Genomic DNA, 21,240 nt, shown 5'->3' on the forward strand with positions numbered 1-21,240 from the left:
CGCTCCACGAGAACGCGGCGGGCGCGGTCCAGCAGGCGGGCGGCCCACTCGCCGGCGGGCCCCGGGCCGGTGAAGCCGCGGACGCCTTCGGAGCCGCTGCCGGACACCGGCTTGACGACCACCGGACCGGCGATACCGGCTGCGGCGGACAGCGCCTCGGTCTCCGTCCGGCACACCACCGAGTCCGGCACCGGCACGCCTCGGTCCCGCAGTACGCGACGCTGGACCGCCTTGTCCCGGCACCGGCCGATCGCGGCCGGATCCGGCGTCGCCAGCCCCAGCGACCGGCCCGCTGTGGCGGCCTCGGCCACGAAGTACTCGCTGCTGCTGGTGATTCCCGCGACTTCCCCGGCCAGCTGCCGGCCGGCGACCGCCACCGCGGCCGGCGCCGAGGTGTCCAGCTCCCGGACGTCGAGCCCGAGCTCGTCGACGTAGGGGTACCGGTGGGGTGCCCGCGTGAACAGGACCGGCCGGAGGCCCAGTTCGCGGGCCGCGAGGGCGAAATCCCGGCCGGTGCCGGTCGTGTTGCTCTCCAGGAGCACGAACCACCGCCGCGTCACGATCGGCTCCGGAGCGTCGTGGCCACGGCCGCCCGTACGGCCGACTGACGGCGCTCGTCGGCGGCCCGGCCACTCGCGACGGCCCGCGAGAGGTCGAGGACGTGTGCTCGCCAGCTCCCGGTGAGCCGCTCGTGCGCGGCGGCGAACGACGCCGGCGAAGGGCCGCCACCGGCGGTGGTCGCCGCCGCGACGGCCACCGGGTCGAGGTCGTCCGCCGTCAGCACGACCTCGGTGCCCAGCCGGCTCGACAGCCGCCGGGCGAGGTCGGCGGCGGCCGGCTCCGCGAACGATTCCACCCCCTCCGCGATCAGCTCCGTGACCAGGCCGCCGACGGCCGTGTGCGCCGACCGGAACGGCACGCCCTGGCCGGCGAGGCGGTTCGCGAGGGCGGTGGCCACCGTGAAACCGGCCTGCGCCGACCGCAGCATCCGGCCGGGCCGGGGCACCGCGCCTGCGACGACCGCCGTGGACAGCGCCACGATGTCGCGCAAGGTGTCCATGCCCGCCCAGACCGGCGTGACGGCGTCCGTGGTGACCTCGACCGAGTTGCCGAACGGTGTGTTCTTCATGGTGGTCACGGCGGCGGTCCACGCGCCGATCAGTGCCCCCGCGCCGCCCTTGACGTGCTCCAGCAGGAACGGGTTGCGCTTCTGCGGCATCGCCGAACTGGAGCCCACCAGGTCGTCGGGGAACCCGACGAGGTCGAACTCGCGCGTGCTCCACAGCTGCAGATCGGTGCTCAGCCGCGACAGCGTCAGCCCGGCCAGCACCGCCGAAGACAGCATCCGCACCAGGGTGTCCCGGGCCGCGATCGCGTACCCCGCGTGGTCGACGGACTCGGTGAAGCCGAGCAGCGCCGCCGTCCGCCCGGGGTCGATCGGGACGTCGGTGCCCGCGCCCCCGGCCGCGCCGAGCGGGCACCGGGCCAGCCCCTGCCCCGCTTGGACGAGACCGCGGATGTCGGTGTCCAGAGCCATCGCGACACCCAGCAGGTAGTGGCCGTAGGTGGTGGGCACCGAGGCCTGGAACTGGCTGTACGCGGGCATGACGACCGCCCGGTTGGCCCGTGCCCGGCCGAGCAGCACCGCCTGCAGCCGCAGCAGTTCGCCGAGGACCGCCGCCGCGGTGTCGCGCATCCGCAAGAGGTGGGTGGTCGCCTTGAGGTCGTTGCGCGACCGGCCGGTGTGCAGCACCCCGCCGACGTCCACGCCGAGCCGGTCGATCAGGTACGCCTCGTACAGCAGGTAGACGCCGCGGGGTGCCACGCGGCCCCGCAGCGGCGCGAACCCGTTGGCACGCAACGACTCGATCTCCGCGAGCAGTCCCGACGCCGCAGCGGTCCCGATGAGGCCGCGCTCGGCGAGCATCACGACGTGGGCCTGGTCCACGGTGGTGACGTAGGGCAGTTCCCCCTCGATGGCCGCGTCGGCGTCGGCGCCGAACACGACGCGCGCCGTCCTCGGCGTGAGCGTGCTGGTCAGCCTGCCGGTCACGACGCCGCCCCCGCCAGCGCGCCGCCCGCGGTCGCCTCGGCCAGCGACCTGCGCTGCCAGGCGAAGCGGGACCAGCCCTTCTCGGCCGCCCGCGGGTCGGTCACCGTGACCGGTGCCGGGGCGGGTGCGGTGACCGCCAGGCCGGACGCGGCGAGCCACTCGTCGCGGTAGACCGTGTCCTGGTAGCGGTGCCCCTCGTCGGGTAGCACCACCACGGTCAGCGCGTCCGGGTGGTGCCGCGCCCACCACGACCCGACCTGGTAGGCCGCGCCACTCGTGGGGCCCGTGAACAGCGCCCGAGACCGGTGCAGCCGCCGGGTCGAGGCGTAGGCGTCCGCCGCGCCGAGCCAGTGGACCTCGTCGAACTGCGTGTGGTCCAGGTTCGCGGGCAGCAGGCTGTTGCCGAGTCCACGCAGCGTGCGGTGGCCGTCGCGCTGGCCGAACAGGACACTGCGGTGGGTGTCCACCCCGATGGCCACCAGGTCGGGGAACGCCTCCCGCAGGTACCGCGCCGTGCCGCACATCGAGCCACCGGAGCCGACCGGCCCGACCAGGCAGTCGACCTGGCCGAGGTGGTCCCGCAGCAGTTCGGCGGCCAGCGCGTAGGACTGCGGGTTGGCCGGGTTCTCGTACTGCCGCGGGCAGAACGTGTCCGGGAGCCGGTCGCGGATGGCCGCCACCCGGTCCAGGCGGGCGGTCTGGAAGCCACCGTGCGCGGCGGGTTCGGTCACGATGTCCACCCGTGCGCCGAGGTCCTCCAGCCGGCGCCGCAGCCCGTCGTCGATCACCGGATCGCTGACCAGGACCAGCGGGTGCGCCCGGAGGGCGCACTGCATGGCAAGCGCGAGCCCGAACGTGCCGGACGTGGTTTCGACGACCGTGGTGCCGGCGCCGAGCAGGCCTTCGGCGCCAGCCTGGCGCAGGATGTGCTTCGCCGGCAGCAGCTTCATCAGCCGGTACGCCAGTGCGTAGAGGTTGGTGTCCAGCCGGACCAGTGCCGGAATCCGCTGGGCCTCCACGGCGTCGGCGAACGCGCCGACGGTCACCGGTTCAGTGCCTTGGTGACGAACGTGTCGATCCGGTCCACCGAGGAGAAGTTCGCGATGTCCAGGTCCGGGCCCACCACCGCGAGACCGAAGGTGCGCTCGGTGAACATCACGATCTGCACGGCGAACAGGGAGTTCACGTACCCGGTCGCGAACAGGTCGTCCTCGTCCGCGAACTCGGCTCCGCCGATGTGCTTGGCGACGAACGTCCGGATCGTCGCGCGCTGGTCGGCCATGTCGTCTCCGGTTCCGCCGGTCATCGGACCGGCTCGATGTCGTAGGTGAAGAACCCGCGACCGCTCTTGCGGCCGAGCAGCCCGGCCGTCACGTACTGCCTCAGCAGCGTCGAGGGGCGGTACTTCGGGTCGCCGAACTGCTCTACGAGCACGTCCAGCGAGTAGAGGACCGTGTCGAGCCCGATGAGGTCGGCGGTGGCCAGCGGTCCCATCCGGTGGCCGAAGCACCGCACGAACAGGCGGTCCACGTCGGCGGCGGTCGCGACGCCCTCGTCGAGCAGGCAGATCGCCTCGTTGACGGTGAGCATCGCGACGCGGTTGGTGACGAACCCCGGCGAGTCGTGCACCACGATGCTCTCCTTGCCGATGGCGGCCAGCAGGCTCCGCGTGGCCGCGACCGTCTCCGGGGACGTGTGGAACCCCCGGATCACCTCCACGAGCGGCTTGAGCTGTGCGGGATTCATGAAGTGCGTGCCGATGACCCGGTCCGGCCGGCCGGTGTAGCCGGCGACCTGGGTGATCGGGATGGCGGAGGTGTTCACCCCGAAGACGCACTCCGCCGGGCAGATCTCGTCGAGCCGCTCGTGCACCACGCGCTTGACTTCGACGTTCTCGGTCACGTTCTCGACCACGAAACAGGTGTCGGCGAGGTGCTCGAAGCCGGTGGTGAAGGTGATCTCGCCGGCTTTGCCCGCCGGGTTCCGGTCGAACAGCGCGGCCATCCGCGAGTCGACCGCGATCCGCTCCCGCGCGGCGGCCAGCGCGTCGGCCGAGGTGTCCACCAGGGTGACCCGGCAGCCGCCCTCGGCGAACGCCTGGCTGACGCCGACCCCCATCGTGCCGGCACCCACGACTCCGACGTGCCGGCTCATGACGTCCTCCGCGGGTGCGCGCCGCCGGCGAGCGCCGCCCGCACGCCGGCGGGCCAGCCGGCGATGTCGGTGCCGTGCTGGCAGAGCATCGCGAAGGCGAGCCGCTCGAGCCCGAACCCGACGCACGCGGTGAAGGGTGTCGACCCGTCCGCCAGGGTGATGCCGAAGGCCTCGCCGAAGAAGCGCTCGTGGAAGTTGAAGGACGCCACGGCCGCGGAGTCGCCGTCGTCCAGGTCCAGCTGCAGTTCGTACTTGAGCTCCAGCAATCGCTGCGACGACACCCGCACCCCGCTGTCGTCGTTGCAGAAGAACGGGTCTCCGGCCACCTCGCACCGGCCGGAGAGCCGCAGTGCCTCGACGAGCCGGAGAGCGCGGCCGAGGAACTGTTCCCGGGCCGCCAGCACCGCGTCGCGGGTCCCGAAGAACACGATCTCGCGGATGGTGAAGTCCCACAGCCGGGCCAGGGTGCGGTGGTAGCGCGCTTCGTGCCGGAAGGACTTGCCGCGCGCGGTCACCACGGTGACCTCGGGGGGCAGCCGACGACCGGCGTACTGGTGGAAGGTGTGGTAGCACATGGTCGGCGGCAGGCAGTAGTCGACGCCGTCGCAGCGGCCGAGGATCTCGCCGCCGATGTCGGTGGTGTTCCGGGCCCCCTCGACGAAGCCGCGGTAGGTGTCGACGTCGGCCCGCAGGCGGGTGGCGAACATCGCGAACTGGGGGAACGACGTGAGGTACCCGCTGCGGTCGAGCGCGCCGACCGGGATCAGCGTCGGGTAGCGGAACTCCGTGCCGTGGAACTCGTCCACCACGACCCGGCGGACCGCGCCGTCGAGGTCGTCCATCAGGTCGAGCACGGGGCCGCCGAGAGCCACCTGTCCCTCACCGACCGGACAGGCGGCTTCCGCCGCGACCAGCCGGTCGAAGGTGCCCGGCGGGTACGGCCGGCGCGCCGGTGACCGCCAGAGCACCCTCGGCTCCTGGTGCAGTTGCGGCAGCACGTCGTTGTGCAGCACGAACTGGAACTTGCCGGCGAGCCCGGCGGGCGCCTCGGGCCCCGCGGTGGTCACCGCCACGGCGACGACCTCGCCGTGCGCCCGGACCAGCCGGAAGTCCAGGATCTCTTCCGCCACGAAGTAGACGCGCTTGGCGAGTTCGCCGGCGAGGATCTCCGGCAGCGCGGTGTCCAGCGGGATCACGTGCTCGGTCTCGGCGCCTGTGGTGCGCTGTGTCGTGGTCATGAGGGTGCTCCCGGTATGCCGATCAGGCTTGCGATGACGTTGCGCTGGATGTCCGACGTGCCGCCGTAGATCGGGCCCGCGAGCGAGTCCCGCAGCTCGCGCTCGATCGGCAGGTGCGTGACGTAACCCCGGGCGCCGTGGACCCGGACCGCGTCCAGTGCCGACTCCAGCAGGCTCTCGCTGGTGAAGAGCTTCAGGATCGAGGACTCCAGCAACGCCAGCCGTCCCTGTGCTTTCAGCCAGCCGACCTTGTAGAGCAGCAGGCGGGCCAGCTCGACCCGCACGCGCACGTCGGCCAGCCGGTGCGACACGGCCTGGAAGCCGCCGATGGGGCCGCCGAACTGTTCCCGGTCGGCCGCGTACGCCACGCACGTGTCCAGCAGCCGCTGCATGCGCCCGACCTGGCTCGCCGCCATGAAGCCGCGCTCCCATTCCATGGTGGAGGTGAAGACGTGGTAACCGGCACCTTCGGCGCCGAGCCGGTCTGCGGCGGGCACGCGGCACCCGCTGAAGCGCAGCTCACCCATCAGCGTGCCGCGCAGACCGGCTTTGCCGATCACCCTCGTCACCTCGAGGCCGGGGGTGTCCCTGGTGACCAGGAACGCGGACAAGCTCTGCTGCGCGCGTGCGCCGGTCCTGGCGAACACCACGTACAAGCCGGCGTTGGGTCCGTTGCTGATGAACGACTTCGTGCCGTCGAGGACGTAGTGCCCGCCGTCGCGGCGGGCTGTGGTGCTCAGCGACAGCACGTCCGAACCGGTGCCGGGCTCGGTCATGGCGTGGGCGCCGACCAGGGTGCCGTCGGCGAGCAGGGGGAGGAACCGGGCCTGCTGCTCCGGGCTGCCGTGCCGGATCACGTAGATCACGCACGCCCACAGGTGGTTCTCCACCGCGAACACGAGCCCGTTGTCCGCGCAGCCGTAACCGAGCGCCTCGCACGCGATGACGGAGGTGAGCGGGTCGTAGCCGGAGCCGCCGTGGGCCACCGGAACCGGCCAGCCCAGCACCCCGAACCGGGCGCAGGCCCGCCAGCCCGCCACGTCGAACGTGGCGGCCCGGTCGTGCTCGGCGGCCCGGCCGCCGATTTCGGTCCTCGCGAAGTCGAGCACCTTGGCCCGCACCGCGGCCTGTTCCCCGGTGAGTGAGAAGTCCATCGTCATCGTCCCTCCTGCGACCGGAACCCGGACCAGTCCACCGGCACGCCCGCCTGCCACAGCCGCCCCGCCGTGACCGCCAACGACGGCACATCGGCTCCTGCGGTCGCACCGGGCAGCGTGAACTGCACGGGTGGGGCACCGCGCGGACAGCCGGGGTGCTGGGCGGCCAGGCCGCCGAGCATCCGGCCGGCGCCGACCTCCAGCGCGATCGCGCCGGGCTGCCGCCACAGTTCGGTCAGCTCGTCGTGGAAGCGCACGGTGGCACTCAGGTGGCGGGCCCAGTAGCCGGGACTGGTCGCCTCGTCGGCACGCAGCCACGTGCCGCTGACGTTGGACAGCAGGGGCGTCGAGGGAGCGCGCAGCCGGACGGACCGCACGAGCTCGGCCAGCGGCCGCTCGACCGGAGCCATCATCGCGGAGTGGAACGCGTGCCTGGTGGTGGCCCGCACGCTGGCCACGCCGTCGGCCGTGAGCAGCTTTTCCAGCCGCTCCACGGCATGGTGGGGGCCAGCGGCGACGCACAGGGTGGCCCCGTCGACGGCGGCCAGGGACAGTTCGTCGTCCAGCCGGGCCGCGAGTTCGGCGGAGCCGAGCATGACGACGAGCATCGCGCCGGGGGGCACCGTCTCGATCAGCTCCGCCCGGCGTGCCACCACCGTGAGCGCATCCTCCAGGGAGAACACGCCCGCCAGGGTGGCCGCGACGTACTCGCCGATGCTGTAGCCGGCCATGGCCGCCGGCCGGATCCCCCAGCTGAGCAACAACTTCGCCAACGCGTGTTCGACGGCGAACACCAGCGGCTGGGCCACCCTGGTGTCGTCCAAAGCGGACTCGCGCACGAGCGGTCCTGAGCCGTCCCCGCGGCCGAGCAGCCCGGCCAGGTCGATCCGGCCCGGCTCCCGCCCGGTCTCGTCGCTCGGGTAGAGCACCGGCAGGAGGTCCAGGCCGCAGTGCCGCGCCAGGAACCGGGCGGACCGGTCCAGCCAGTGCCGGAACACCGGCTCGTGCCGGTAGAGGTCCCGGCCCATCCCGGCGTGGTGGTCGCCCACCCCCGGGAACAAGAACACCACCGCCGGGTCGGCGGTCTTCTCCACAGTGGACAGTGGGCGGCGCAGCAGCCGGACGGCCGCCGTCGTGTCGGCCGCCTCGACGACGCGCCGGTAGCGCAACGCGGGCCGCGTGAGCTGCAGCTCTCCTGCCACGTCGGCCAGCGGTTTCGTGGGCCGGGAAGCCAGTTCGTCGGCCAGTGCCCTGGTCGCCCCGTCGAGTTCTTCGCGGGTATCCGCCGAGAGGACGAGCAACTCCCCCGGACGTCGTGCCGTGCCGCCTGCCATGCGATCCCCTCAGCTGATCAGGTAGTGGAGTTCGAGCCGTAGCCCGTTGACCAGGTCGGCCAGGAACGGCGCGCCGCCCGAAATGTTGGCCATCACCACCAGGCCGGCGCCGCTGCGCAGGTCGAAGGCCGCGATGCTCTGGTGGGTGCGGCGATCGCCGGGGTGGCCGAACCAGTGCGACCCGTCGCGGAGCACGGTGGTGGTGCCGAGGCCGTAGTGACCGGCCACCGGCGTGATCATCAGCTCGGCCAGCTCCCGCGAGAGGAACGCCGTGGTACCCCCCGTGAGGGCGCCCACCACCTCGAGCTGGCACCTGGCCAGGTCGGCGGGTGTGCTCCACAGGCCGCTCCCGGCCACCTCCGGGGTGGTCCGCCAGCCGCCCGGCCACGGCACACCGTCCTGGTCGTGGCCGGAGGCCACACCGCCGGTGTGCGTGCGGTCGAAGTCCTGTTCGTAGCCGCTGTGCCGCATACCGAGCGGGTCGAGCACCAGTGAACGCAGCGACGCGGTGACCGGGCGTCCCAGTACGTCCTCGAGCACCTGCTGGACCACCGTGAAATGGGCGTTCGCGTAGTGGAAGCCCGAACCGGCCGGCCGCTCACGCACGATCCTGCGCAGCACCCCCGACGCCGAGGGCACGGCCTCGCCCGGCTGGTACTCCTCCCGGGCGCCACCGGCGAGGCCCGCCGTGTGGCTGAGCAGGCTCCGCAGCGTCACCGGCTCGTCGTCGGGCAGCCGCCAGGAACTCAAGTAACGGTGCACGTTTTCGTCCAGGTCGAGCACCCCCTCCTGAACCAGGCGCAGTACCGCCAGGGTGGTGACGTGCTTGCTCACCGAGCAGGCCGGGAAGAGGGTGTCGGCGGTGACCGGCACGGAGTGCTCGCCGCCGGTGACCCCGTGCCCCCAAGCCGTCACCTGCCCGTCGGTCAGCAGAGCGACCCCTACGCCGGGCACCCGGTGCCGTGCCATCGCCGTGCGCAGCGCGGGCGCGTTCGGGAACAGGCCCGCCGTCAGCCTGGCGGCCTCGCCCCGGGGAGCCGCCGCCGGATCGCCGGCCGCCGGCGCGGTGAGTTCACCGGCGCAGTGGCTGGCCACGCGACGCAGCGTGGCTTCGTCGCACACGCCGGCCGCGGCGGACCACCGCAGCACCAGCCGGTCCCCGGCCAGTTCGGTGTCGACCACGACGGGATGCGACAGCCGGCCGTCCGCCTCCGGCCCGTCTTCGTGACCGGCCGGCCGCACCCGGTGCCGGAAGAGGACCTGCGGGGCGGGCCGGGCGCCGAGCACGGCGGCCGTCTCCGGGCGCAGCCACCTGGCCATGCCGTACCCGACACCGCCGTACGGCTCGGCCCGCACCTGTTCGGCGACGACGGCCAAGCGCGTACCGGGATCCCGGCCCGACACCGACAGCGCCACGGGGTGCACCGTGTCCAGCCGGCCGACCGTCCGGCTCACGTCCAAGTCCGGCAAGTCCGTCCGCCGGCCGGGCCCGGCCACGTCGATCAGGACGTCCGCGCGCTCGGTCCACCCGGCGAGCGCTGTCGCGACGGCGGCCAGCAGCACCTCGCCGGGTGGGTGGCCGGGCCGGCCGGTGACCACCGAGGCGGGCAGTTCCCTGCGCACCGACACGACCGCCCCCGGCTCGGCGGTGCCGGGCCGGGCCGCCGGCAGCCGGGCCGGTTCCGGCCGGTCCGCCAGCCAGAACACCAGCTGGTCGGCGAACTGTGCGCTTGCCGCGTGCTCGGCGAGCCGCCGCGCCCAGTGCCGCAGGGACGCGGTCGGCGGCGGCAGGGCCTCGCCCCGCACGAGCGCGGTGATCTCGGCGGCCAAGAGGGGCCACGACCCGTCGTCCACGGCGCTGGGGTGGGCCGCGACCAGCAGCCGGAGGCCGTCGTCACCCGCCAGCAGGGCGGCGCCGATCAGCGGGCCGGTCACCGGGTCGAGACCGGCCGCGAGCTCGGCGCCGAGCTGCCCGGCCACCTCGTTGCCGGGGCCGGCGTGGGTCGCGTCGATCACCTCGGGCGGGCGGAAGTCCCGTCCTTCGAGGACCTCCAGCCGCCAGAAGCCCCCGGTTTCGGCCGGCCGCGACCGCAGGGCGTCGTGCCGCCCGACGACCGCGGCCAGTGCCCCGGCGAGGCGGGCGGGATCGCCGCCCGCCGGCCAGGGCACCAGCACCGACCGGGCGGAGCCGTCGCGCAGGTCGTGCGTGGCGGCGAACTCGAGCAGTGCCGGAGGCAGCGGCGGGTGCCCGCTCTCCGAACGGTCGTCGGACGAGGCGGCGGCCGCGAGTTCGGCGACCGTGCGCAGCCGCAGGGCCTGGCGCACCGTGATGCCGATGCCCGCCCGCTGGGCCTGCGCCACCATGGGGAACACGAGGATCGAGTTACCGCCGAGAGCGGCGAAGTCGTCGTGCACGCCGACGGTTTCGACGCCGAGCACCTGGGCCCAGATCCCGGCGAGTACCGCTTCTTCCTCGGTGGCCGGGGCCGTGCCGCGCCGGGTCGGCACCGCGGGAACGTCCGGTTCCGCGGCCTGTTCCCGTTCCGGCAGCCGCACCAGTGTGCCGAGGGGCGCGGCCGGGTCGGCGGTGGCCCCCGCGGTCAGCAGGGTCACGTACGACGAAAGCAGGTCGCCGGCGCCCGCCGGCCGGTAGCGGGCCCGGTCGTAGCGCAACTGGACGTGCCAGTCCTCGCCGGGGCTCACCGTGCACACGGCGGCGTGCTCGATGTCGCCGTTCACCTCGTCCAAGGGGGTGATCACCAGGCCGTCGGGCGCCGGTGCCGGGTCGGCCCCGGCGCCTTCGAACAGGAACCGGGTGGCGAAGACCTGGCTGCCGCCGGCGAGGCCGGCCCAGCGGCGGATGTCGACCAGTGAGTGGTGCTCGTGCTCGTACCGCTTCGCCTGCTCGTCGTGCACCCGGCGCAGCCAGTCACCGACCGGGCAGGCGGGATCGATGCCGATCCGGGCGGGCACGGTGTTGATCAGCATGCCGACGATCTCGCCGATGCCGGGCACCGGGGCGGACCGGCCCGCCACGGTCACGTCGAACGCCACGTCGCGGTACCCGGTGGTGGTGGCCAGCAGCAGCGCCCAGCACGCCTGCGCGATCGTGCCCGCGGTCACCCCGATCCCCGTGGCCGCGCCGCGCAGCGCGTCGACCAGCCGGACCGGCAGCACGGCGTCCGTGACACCCATGCCGGCCGGGGCGCCGGTGCGGGTGGCGCCGGGCGCGGGCACCGGTCTGGTGAAGCCCTCGAAGGCGGAGCGCCAGTAGCCGGGAGCGCCCTGGGTGCGGGTGGTCCACGCGATGAAGTCGCGGAACGGCACCGGCGGCTCCGCCGGCTCCGGCGGCGGAGCGGACCGGGTGACCGCCTGGTACCGGGCCAAGACCTCGTTCTCCACCAGGATCCGGCTCCAGTGGTCGAGCTGGATGTGGTGGGTGGTCCAGATCAGCCGGTGGCGGCGTGCGCCGGTGCGGACCAGGACCAGGCGGATCGGCGGAGCCGCCCGCAGGTCGATCTCGTCCGCCCGCTCGTCCGAGGCGAGCCGGTTCAGCCAGGCGCCCCGCTCCTCGGTGGGCACGGTGGTGGCGTCCCACCGCTCGACGGTGACCGGCCAGGTGCGGTGCACGATCTGCACCGGGTGCGGGAGGCCCTCCCAGGCGAACCGGCTTCGCAGCATGGCGTGCCGATCGACAACTTCCTGCCAGGCACGACCGAACGATTCCGCGTCCAGGGCACCGTCGATGTCGTAGTGCCACTGGATGCGGTAGGGATCCTCGGCGGCCGCGCCGAGGCCCTGGACCAGCATGCCCGCCTGCAGCGGGGACAGCCGGTGCACGTCCTCGACGTCACCGAGGCTCCACGGCGCGCAGGCGTCCGCCAGCGCGCCGGCGTCCAGACCGGAGAGCGGGAAGCGGTCCAGCACGCAGGCTTCGACCAGGGACGCCACCTCGTCGAGGTAGCGCTCGGCGAGCCGCTGCACGGTCTCGTGGCGGTGGCGGCCGGCCGAATAGGTCCAGTACACGCGTAGCCGACCGTCGGCGATCTCGGCGTTGACGTCCAGGAGGTACGGCCGCCGGGCACTGCCCGCCCGGTCGGCTCCCAGCGGCACCGGCACCTCCACGAACCGGGACGCTTCCTGCCGCTGGAGGTCGGCGCGGCCGCCGTAGTTGAAGCAGACCCCCGGCGGGTCCAGCGGACCGGGGACGGTACGGCGGAGGTAACGCGCCACGCCGTAGCCGATGCCGTGGTCCGGTTCCTCACGCAGCACCGCCCGGACCCGGGCCAGGTGCGGCAGCGGTCCGTCGTGCCCCGCCCGCAGCTCGACGGGCCGGATGGTGGTGAACCAGCCGACCGTGCGGGACAGGTCGACGTCGTCGTACAGCGGTTCACGGCCATGACCCTCGACGTCGACCACGACGCTGTCCGCGCCGCTCCACTCGGTCAGCACCCTGGCCAGCGCCGTGAGCAGCAGCTCGTGGGTGGGGGTGCCGCCCGCCGCCACCTCACCCACGAGGTCGGCGGTCACGTCCGCCGGCAGGGCCACCGCAACGGTGCGGGCCCCGGCTTCGGTGGCCGCTCCGCGCTCGTGGTCGGTGGGCAGTGCCCCACCGGTGGGGTGGGTGTGCGGTGCGGGCTGGTACTCGGCGAGCCGCCGGGCCCAGTGCCGGAACGACGTGGTCTTCGCGGGCAGGCGGAGGGTCCGGGACGCTTCGAGCTGCTCGCACGCGGTGCCGAGGTCTTCGACGAGGATGTTCCAGGACACCGTGTCGACGGCGATGTGGTGGACCGTGAGGTACAGCCGGTCGGGGTGGCGGTCGTCGCCGGTGAAGAGCACCGCGGCGAGCAGCCTCCCGTCCGCGAGCGACAGCGTCGACTGGGCCTCGGAGACCGCGTGCCGGCACCGGTCGTCGCGTTCGCCGACCGGGACCCCGGACAGCTCGACGACCCGGAGCAGGTCGGCGTCGTGCTGGGGGGCGATGGTGGCGGTCCAGCCGCTCCGGCCGTGGACGAGCCGGGTGCGCAGGGCGTCGTGGTGTTCGACCAGCGCGGACAGCGCGTCCGACAGCACACCGGGTCCGACGGGCGAGCGGCTCTCCACCAGGATCGACTGGGTGTAGTGGTCGAGCCCGCCGTGGACCTCGGTGAACCAGCACAGGATCGGCGTCAGCGGCAGGTCGCCGGTTGACGGCCCCTGCTCAGCGGGCACGGCCCGCGGTCCGCCGTCGGACACGGCCTGGGCCAGCCGGGCGACGGTGCGCAGTTCGAACACCTGGCGCAGGGTCACCGGCACGCCGGCCTGCCGGGCGCGGCCGACGACCTGGATCGCCAGGATGGAGTCCCCACCGAGTTCGAAGAAGTCGTCGTGCGCGCCCACCTGGTCGCACCCGAGGGCCCGGGCCCAGGTGGCGGCGAGCAGCCGTTCGGTCTCGGTGCGGGGCGGCGGCCCGCCGGCCGCGTCGGGCCGCCGGGTGCCCGGTTCCGGCAGCAGACGCCGGTTCACCTTGCCCGCCGTGGTCAGCGGCACTTCGGCGAGCACCATCCAGGCGGTGGGCACCATGTACTCCGGCAGGGCCCGCGCCGCGAACTCGCGCAGCTCGGCCAGGTCGGCTTCGGCGCCCTTGCGGGGGACGACGTAGGCGACGAGACGGTGGCGGCCCTGCGCGTCGGGGCGCGCGTCGACCACCGCGGCGGTCACCGCTTCGTGTGTCAGCAGGCGGGCCTCGACCTCGCCCGGTTCGACCCGGTAGCCGCGGATCTTCACCTGGTCGTCGACCCGGCCCGCGAACTCGATGTTCCCGTCCGGCCGGAAACGTCCCAGGTCGCCCGACCGGTACATCCGCTCACCGGTGACCGGATCCGGCACGAACTTCTCCGCCGTCAAGCTCGGCCGGCCCCAGTAGCCGCGCGCGACCCCGGGCCCGCCGATGCACAACTCCCCCACCACACCGACCGGAACGACGTCCAGGAAGTCGTCCAGCACGTACATCCGCATGTTCCCGAACGGCCGGCCGATCGGGAACGGGACCGAGGGGTCGAAGTCGTCGCCGATCAGGTAGGCCGAGCAGCCCACCACCGTCTCGGTGGGGCCGTACTCGTTGGCGATCCGGGCCGCGGGCGCCATCCGCTGCCACGCCGAGACGGTTTCCGGCGGCAGCAGGTCGCCGCCCGTGACGATGGTCCGCACCGAATTCACCGCGGTGCCCCCGTCCACCAGATCCCGCAACGCGTCCAGGTGCGCCGGCGCCACCTTCAACACCGAGAAGTCCTGATCGCCGGTCAGCAGTTTCGCCAGCGCGGGCAACGCGTCCTCACCCGCGGGCAGCAACGTGACGTCCTTGCCGCCGATCAACGGCAGGAAGAAGTTGGTCACCGACAGGTCGAACGCCACCGAACCGACGAGCACCCCACCGCGATCCCCGGCCAGGCCGTACCCTTCGACGGCCCACCACAGGTAATTGACCAAACCCCGATGGCTGACCATCACCCCCTTCGGCACACCGGTCGAACCGGAGGTGTACATCACGTACACGAGATTTTCGGGGGCGTTCACCCGGACCGGGTTCACCGCCGGATACCGGTCCGGCTCGTCGTCGACGTAGACCACCAGGCCTCCGCACACCGAACCGGCGAGCTCGGCCAAGGCCGGCTCCGTGACCACGATCCGTGCTCCGGTGTCGGCGGTCATGAAAGCCAGCCGCTCCACCGGATGCGCCGGATCCAACGGCAGGTAGGCACCGCCCGACTTGACCACTCCCAGCAACGCCACCAGCACGTCCACGCCCGCGCCGACGCACACCGCCACCACGGACTCGCAGCCGACACCCAGCCCGCGCAACCGATGCGCCAGCCGATTCGCCCGGGTGTTCAGTTCCGCGAACGAAACAACCGAACCGTCGACGTCCACCACCGCCGGCACATCAGGGGTCCGCGCCACCGCCGCTTCGAACAGCTCCCCCAACGTCACATCCGGAACAGCCAGATCCGTGTCGTTCCACCCTTCCGTCACCAGGAACCGTTCGTCGGGGGACAGCAGTTCCAGTTGCCGCAGCGGGGTTTCCGGGTGATCCGCCAGCTGGCGGACCAGGTTCTCGAAATGGCCGAGCAGCCGGGTGCAGGTGCTTTCGTCGAACCTCGAGCGGTGATAGGTCGCGACGATGTCGATCGTCCCGTGCTGGCCGACGTCGATGATGAGCGGGCACTCGGTCTGCTCGAACATCCGGCCGCGCGTGTCGATCTCCAGCCCGGCGCCGGGTTCCCGGTCCGACGTGAAGTTCTCGTAGATGAACACGTTGTCGAACAACGGGGTCCCGACGGGGATCGCCGTCTGGTGCTGGATGTCGGTCAGCGCACAGTGCTCGCGTTCGCGCAGGGCCTGCTGATCGGCGTGCGCGGCGGCGAGGAAGTCGACCACCCGGAGGCTCGGATCGATCTCGACTCTGGTGGGCAGGGTGTTGATGAGCATGCCGACCATGCCGTCGATGCCCGCCACGTCCGAGGACCGACCGGCGACCGTCGTGCCGAACAGCACGTCGTTCTCACCGGTGTACCGGCTGAGCAGCAACGCCCAGGCGCTCTGCAACGTGGTGCCGACCGTGCAGCCGCTGCGCAGGCTGACCGCGGACAACCTGCGGACGAGGTCCTCGTCCAGCGTGCGCCCGACCCGGCCGACGCCGGGCCCGGGATCGGTGACCGGCCCCGAAGGCAGCACCGTCGGTGCCGTGACGCCGGCGAGCCGCGCCCGCCAGAAGGCTTCCTCGGCCGAGGAATCCTGCCGGCCGAGCCAGGCGAGGTAGTGCCGGTAGGGCACGACCGCGGGCAGGTCCGGCGTCCGGCCGGCGAGGATCGCGCGGTAGCTCGTGAACGCCTCGTCCAGCACCACCGACACGCTCCACGCGTCCAGCAGGATGTGGTGGAAGGTCCACAGGACGTGGGTTACGTCGCCGGCCGTCTTGACGATCGTGAACCGGTACGGGCACCTCGACGTGAGGTCGAACGGGTCGGCGCGGTCGGTGCGCATCAGTTCGTCCAGCCGGGCCGGCAGCTCGGCGGCGGCGACCTCGGTCCAGTCCCGCACGTCGAACGTCGCGTCGTGCTCGCGCAGCACGATCTGGACCGGGTGGGGCAGGCCTTCCCAGGCGAACCTGCTCCGCAGGACCGCGTGCCGCCCGATCACCAGCCGCCACGCCGCGACGAACGCGCCGATGTCCAGCCCACCGCGGAGGACGTATTCGTTCTGCTCGAAGTAGTCGCGGGATGTGGGGTCGTAAACGGCGTTGAACAGCATGCCGTTCTGCAGCGGGGTCAACGGGTAGACGTCCTCGACGTCCCGGGCCCGGACGTCGAGGCTGCCGAGCAGGTCGTCCAGCTCGGCCTGGTCGAGTCCGGCGAGCGGCACGTCGCCGGGGGCCAGGCGGGGCGCGCCGGACAGGCAGTGGGTGACGAGTCCGCCGAGGTGGTCCGCGAAGGCTGTCGCCAGGCGCTCGATGGTGGCTGCCGAGTGGCGGGACGTCGAATAGTGCCAGGACATCCGCAGCCGTCCGGCGCGGACGATCGCGTTGATCTCGATCAGGTGGGGCCGGCGCGAACGAGGGTCGCGGGTCGGGCCGAAGGGTTCCGTCCAGTGCTGGAACCGGCCGCTGTCCGTGCCCGTGGGATCCAGGCGGCCGAGGTAGTTGAACGCGATCTCCGGCGCCGGGCCGGAATCCGGTCCGGCGTGCCGGGCCAGTCCTTGGCCGATGCCGTGGTGCGGGGCCGACCGCAGGTCCTCCTTGACCGCCTTGACGAGCCCGTCCCAGTCGCCGTCGCCGTCGGGCAGCCGGACCTGCCGCAGCGTGGTGAACCAGCCGACCGTGCGGGACAGGTCGACGTCGTCGAACAGCGGCTCACGGCCGTGGCCTTCGAGGTCCACGACGACGGGACCGCCGGCCCAGTCGGTCAGCGTCCGGGCCAGTGCGGCGATCAGCAGGTCGTTGGTCTCGGTCCGGTACGCCGACGGCGCCTGCCGCAGCAGCGCCTCGGTGAGTTCCGCGGAGACCTCGACGTCGACCGACGCGGCGGACGCCTCGGCGTTCGGGCCGAGGTCGTGATCCACCGGCAGGGAGACGACCGGGCGCCGGGCCGCCTCGGCCCAGTGCCCGGCTTCCGCCGCGAACTCCGCCGAGGCGGCGTACCCGGCCAGCCGCGACGCCCAGTACCGGAACGACGTCGTCTTGGCGGGCAGCCGGATCGGTTCACGCGCCTCCGCTTGCCGGCACGCGGTTTCCAGGTCGGCGAGCAGGATGCCCCAGGAGACCGCGTCCACCGCGATGTGGTGCACGGCGATGAGCAGGCGGTCGGGCTCGTCGCCGGCACCGGTGAACAGGACGGCGGCCACCAGCCTGCCCTCGGCCAGGGACAGCCCGGCCTGGACCTGGGTGTCGACCTCCTCGCGGACCGCGGCACGGCGTTCGGCGGGGACCGCCGCCAGGTCCACGACCCGGATCAGGCCGGGACCGGGCTCGTCGCGGACCGTCGCCCGCCATTCGTCCCCGTGCCGCGCCAACCTCGTCCTCAGTCCGTCGTGGTGCGCGACGACCGCACGCAGGGCGCCGGCCAGCACGGCCGCGTCGACCGGCGGGGTGCACTCGACGACCACGGCCTGGTTGTAGTGGTCGGGGGCGCCGACGGTGCCGGTGAACCAGCGCAGGATCGGGGTGAGCGGCACGTCCCCGGTCACCGGCCCCTGTTCGGCCACGGCGGGCGCGACCTCGTCGCGGCCGACGGCCTCGGCGAGCGCGGCCACGGTCCGCTCTTCGAACACCTGGCGCACCGAGACCGGCAGCCCGCCGGCGCGGGCGGCCGCGGCCACGCGGATGGCGATGAGGGAGTCCCCGCCGAGTGCGAAGAAGTCGTCGTGCACGCCCACCGCCGGCAGTTCGAGGACCTGTGCCCAGATGCCGGCCAGCAGCCGCTCGGTCCCGGTGCGGGGTGCGGCGGTCGCGTCCGCCACCTCGTCGGGGGCGGGCAACGAGCGCCGGTCGACCTTGCCCGCGGCGGTCAACGGCAGTTTGTCCAGCACGAGCCACGCACTCGGCACCATGTACTCCGGCAGGGCCCGCGCCACGAAGTCACGCACTTCGCCGGGGTCGACCGCGCGGCCACCGTCGGTGACCAGGTACGCGACCAGCCGCCGGCGGCCGGTCGCGTCGGCCCGGGCGTCGACCACCGCCTCGCTCACCGCTTCGTGCGTCAGCAGGCGGGCCTCGACTTCACCCGGTTCGACCCGGTAGCCGCGGATCTTCACCTGGTCGTCGGCCCGGCCCAGGAACTCGATGTTCCCGTCCGCCCGGAACCGCGCCCGGTCACCCGACCGGTACATCCGCTCACCGGTGACCGGATCCGGCACGAACTTCTCCGCCGTCAACCCGGGGCGGCCCCAATAACCACGCGCCACGCCAAGCCCGCCGATGCACAGCTCCCCCACCGCGCCGACCGGGACGACGTCCAGGGAATCGTCCAGCACGTACATCCGCGTGTTCCCGATCGGCCGGCCGATCGACACCGGAACCGACGGATCGAAATCGTCACCGATCAGGTAGGTCGAACACCCCACGACCGTTTCGGTGGGGCCGTATTCGTCGATGATCCGGGCTCCGGGCGCCACCCGCTGCCACGCCACCACGGTCTCGGGTCGGACTTCGTCCGCCCCCACCACGAACGTCCGCACCGAACCGACCGAGGCATCCTCGCCCACCAAGCCCCGCAAGACATCGAGGTGTCCCGGGGTGACCTTCAGCAGCGAGAAGTCGTGCTCGCCGGTCAGCAGTTTCGCCAGCGCGGGCAACGCGTCGTCACCGTCGGGCAGCAAGGTGACGTCCTTGCCGCCGATCAGCGGGAGGAAGAAGTTCGGCACGGACAGGTCGAACGCCACCGAGCCGACGAACACCGCACCACGGTCCCCGGCGAGGCCGTACCCTTCGACGGCCCACCACAGGTAATTGACCAAACCCCGGTGACTGATCATCACCCCCTTCGGCACACCCGTCGAACCGGAGGTGTACATCACGTACACGAGATTCCCGGGGGCGTTCACCCGAACCGGGTTCACCGCCGGGTACCCGGCCGATTCGTCGCCGTCGACGTACACGATTCCACCGTCGAAGAACGAACTCACCGTGCCGGTCAACGCCCGTTCGGTCACGACCACGCCGGCCGCGGTGTCGGCGGTCATGAAAGCCAGCCGCTCCACCGGATGCGCCGGATCCAGCGGCAGATAAGCGCCGCCCGACTTGACCACTCCCAGCAACGCCACCAGCACGTCCACACCGGATCCGACACACACCCCGACGATGGATTCGCAGCCGACACCCGATGCCCGCAACCGATGCGCCAGCCGATTCGCCCGGGTGTTCAGTTCCGTGAACGACACCACCGAACCGTCGACGTCCACCACCGCCGGCGCATCGGGAGTCCGCGCCACCGCCGCCTCGAACAACTCCCCCAACGTCACATCCGGAACAGCCAGATCCGTGTCGTTCCACCCCGCCGTCACCAAGAACCGTTCGTCGGGGGACAGCGCGTCCAGTTCGCCGACGCGGCGGTCCGGACCGGCAGCGAAACCCGCCAGCACCGCCGCCACCCGCTGGGCGAACCGGTCGGCGGTCACGCGGTCGAAGACGTCCGACGCGTACTCGACCTCCAGGTCCAGGCCGTCCGCGCGGTCGATGCCGAACAGGGCGAGATCGACCTTGCCCTGCTCGTTGGGCAGATCGATCAGCTCCACCTCGAGCCCCGTGAGGCGCCAGTCCTCCGCACCGGCCTCCGCGAACTGGCACAGCACCTGGAACAGCGGGTTGCGGCCGGTCTCCCTCGGCGGCCGGAGCACGCTCACGACGTCGTCGAACGACACGTCCTGGTGGTCGAGGGCGCCGAGCACGGCCCGGCGGGTCCGGCCCAGCAGTTCGGCGACCGTCGGATCGCCCGACACGTCCGCCGGGATCGCGACGGTGTTGGAGAACAGGCCGAGCAGGTGTTCTGCCTCGGCCCGTTCCCGGCCCGAGGTCAACGAGCCGATGGCGAACGTGTCCTGACCCGAGCACCGCCACAGCACGACCGAGAAGGCGGCCACGAGGACGGTGAACAGGGTGACCCCCTGGCTTCGTGCGAACTCGCGGAGTTCGGCCGCCCGCTGTGCGGTGAGGCGGTGGCGGACCCGGTCGGCACGGTGGCTGGGGCGCGCGGGGAACGGCCGGTCGGTGGGCAGTTGCAGCACCGGCCGGACCGCGCCGAGCGCTTCCTGCCAGTACCGCAGCTGCGCCTCGCGCAGGGCGCCGGTCACCCGCTTCGCCTGCCAGTGGGCGTAGTCGGCGTACTGGATCGGCAGCTCGGGCAGCACCGGCGACCGGCCGGCGACGCCGGCGGAGTAGAGCTCCGCCAGCTCGCGGCCCAGCACGCCGCACGACCAGCCGTCACTGACGATGTGGTGCATGGCCAGTACCAGCAGGTGCTCGTCCGGCTCGACGGTGAACAGCGTGACCCGGAAGACCGGCCCGTGCTCGAGGTCGAACGGGCGGCGCAGCTCCCGCTCGGCCAGCAGCACGGCCCGGTCCTGCCCGCCGTCGACGTCGACGTGGGCGAAGGTTGCCGCGCGCGGTGGCCCGACGACCTGCACCGGGTCGGTTTCCCCGGCGTAGGTCGTGCGCAGGATCTCGTGGCGGCGCACCAGTTCGTCCAGGCAGGCGCGCAGCAGCCGCACGTCGAGGTGGCCGCGCAGCCACAGGTCGCGGTGCACCGCGTAGGAGGTGTTGTCGACGAGGAACTGGTCCACCACCCACAGCCCGTGCTGCACCGGCGACAGCGGCACCGGCACGCCCTCGGGGCGACGCGGGATGCCGCCCGCTCCGGCGGGCACGCCGGCGAGCCGCCGCGCGAGCAGGGCCCGCTTGGCGGGTGAGAGTGCAGTGGCCCCGGACGGAGTCTCGGTCATGGTCGTGTCCCCTGGATCGACGGGACGGTGGGCACACCGTCCGTTCGCTGCCGTTGTCGTTTCCCTGCCGTGGTTCCGCGGCCGCCGGCGGGCTACTCGCCCGCCCCGCCCCCGCTGCCGGCGGCCATCGCCCGGCGCAGGCTCAGCGGTCGCATGTCCACCCACACCCGCTCGATGTGGTCGAGGCACTCCTGCTTGCTGCCCGCCACACCGTCCCCGCGCCAGCCGGGCGGCAATTCCCTTCCCGCCGGCCAGATCGAGTACTGCTCCTCGGCGTTCACGACCACCTGGTAAGTCATTCCGTCCGCCACGTCACCTCTCCTGTTCACGTCGCA

Annotated in this window: 9 protein-coding genes and 1 pseudogene; all 10 read right to left on the reverse strand. The window is 72.8% G+C overall.

All coding sequences use genetic code 11. From position 1 onward, the window contains the following. A pseudogene (locus ACGFMK_RS32190) lies at positions 1-560 on the reverse strand (argininosuccinate lyase); the annotation flags it as partial. Continuing rightward, positions 557-2,053, reverse strand: a complete 1,497-nt coding sequence (gene argH / locus ACGFMK_RS32195; protein WP_392771216.1) for an argininosuccinate lyase — start codon at positions 2,051-2,053, stop codon at positions 557-559. The gene argH and the pseudogene ACGFMK_RS32190, both read right to left, overlap by 4 nt. Further along, entirely contained in the window at positions 2,050-3,099 is a 1,050-nt protein-coding gene (locus tag ACGFMK_RS32200) for a cysteine synthase family protein (RefSeq protein WP_392771219.1), read from the reverse strand. Before ACGFMK_RS32200 ends, argH begins: the two co-directional genes overlap by 4 nt. Further along, positions 3,096-3,359 (reverse strand): acyl carrier protein, encoded by a 264-nt coding sequence (locus tag ACGFMK_RS32205; RefSeq protein WP_392771221.1) that lies wholly within the window; start codon positions 3,357-3,359, stop codon positions 3,096-3,098. The genes ACGFMK_RS32200 and ACGFMK_RS32205 overlap by 4 nt, the downstream gene beginning before the upstream one ends. Further along, entirely contained in the window at positions 3,356-4,207 is an 852-nt protein-coding gene (locus tag ACGFMK_RS32210; protein WP_392771224.1) for a 3-hydroxyacyl-CoA dehydrogenase family protein, read from the reverse strand. The genes ACGFMK_RS32205 and ACGFMK_RS32210 overlap by 4 nt, the downstream gene beginning before the upstream one ends. Continuing rightward, the gene (locus ACGFMK_RS32215; RefSeq protein ID WP_392771226.1) at positions 4,204-5,445 is read right to left on the reverse strand and encodes a hypothetical protein; all 1,242 of its coding nucleotides are present in this window, start codon (positions 5,443-5,445) and stop codon (positions 4,204-4,206) included. Before ACGFMK_RS32215 ends, ACGFMK_RS32210 begins: the two co-directional genes overlap by 4 nt. Next, a complete protein-coding gene (locus ACGFMK_RS32220; RefSeq protein WP_392771228.1) occupies positions 5,442-6,605 on the reverse strand; it encodes an acyl-CoA dehydrogenase family protein in 1,164 nt (387 codons plus the stop codon). Before ACGFMK_RS32220 ends, ACGFMK_RS32215 begins: the two co-directional genes overlap by 4 nt. Beyond that, positions 6,602-7,936 (reverse strand): acyltransferase domain-containing protein, encoded by a 1,335-nt coding sequence (locus tag ACGFMK_RS32225; RefSeq protein WP_392771230.1) that lies wholly within the window; start codon positions 7,934-7,936, stop codon positions 6,602-6,604. Before ACGFMK_RS32225 ends, ACGFMK_RS32220 begins: the two co-directional genes overlap by 4 nt. A 9-nt stretch (positions 7,937-7,945) precedes the next feature. Beyond that, positions 7,946-20,905 (reverse strand): amino acid adenylation domain-containing protein, encoded by a 12,960-nt coding sequence (locus ACGFMK_RS32230; protein ID WP_392771233.1) that lies wholly within the window; start codon positions 20,903-20,905, stop codon positions 7,946-7,948. A 92-nt stretch (positions 20,906-20,997) separates the two neighbouring features. After that, the gene (locus ACGFMK_RS32235; RefSeq protein ID WP_392771289.1) at positions 20,998-21,204 is read right to left on the reverse strand and encodes an MbtH family protein; all 207 of its coding nucleotides are present in this window, start codon (positions 21,202-21,204) and stop codon (positions 20,998-21,000) included. Positions 21,205-21,240: the final 36 nt, after the last annotated feature.

This window comes from Amycolatopsis sp. NPDC049252 (genome assembly GCF_043197175.1).
In the GTDB taxonomy this organism is placed as follows: Bacteria; Actinomycetota; Actinomycetes; order Mycobacteriales; family Pseudonocardiaceae; genus Amycolatopsis.

What these genes read in the sequence shown, in the direction of transcription:
- ACGFMK_RS32210 (WP_392771224.1), bottom strand. Translation starts at nt 4,207, where the DNA reads ATGAGCCGGCACGTCGGAGTCGTGGGTGCCGGCACGATGGGGGTCGGC.
- ACGFMK_RS32205 (WP_392771221.1), bottom strand. Translation starts at nt 3,359, where the DNA reads ATGACCGGCGGAACCGGAGACGACATGGCCGACCAGCGCGCGACGATC.
- ACGFMK_RS32220 (WP_392771228.1), bottom strand. Translation starts at nt 6,605, where the DNA reads ATGACGATGGACTTCTCACTCACCGGGGAACAGGCCGCGGTGCGGGCC.
- ACGFMK_RS32225 (WP_392771230.1), bottom strand. Translation starts at nt 7,936, where the DNA reads ATGGCAGGCGGCACGGCACGACGTCCGGGGGAGTTGCTCGTCCTCTCG.
- ACGFMK_RS32230 (WP_392771233.1), bottom strand. Translation starts at nt 20,905, where the DNA reads ATGACCGAGACTCCGTCCGGGGCCACTGCACTCTCACCCGCCAAGCGG.
- ACGFMK_RS32235 (WP_392771289.1), bottom strand. Translation starts at nt 21,204, where the DNA reads ATGACTTACCAGGTGGTCGTGAACGCCGAGGAGCAGTACTCGATCTGG.
- ACGFMK_RS32215 (WP_392771226.1), bottom strand. Translation starts at nt 5,445, where the DNA reads ATGACCACGACACAGCGCACCACAGGCGCCGAGACCGAGCACGTGATC.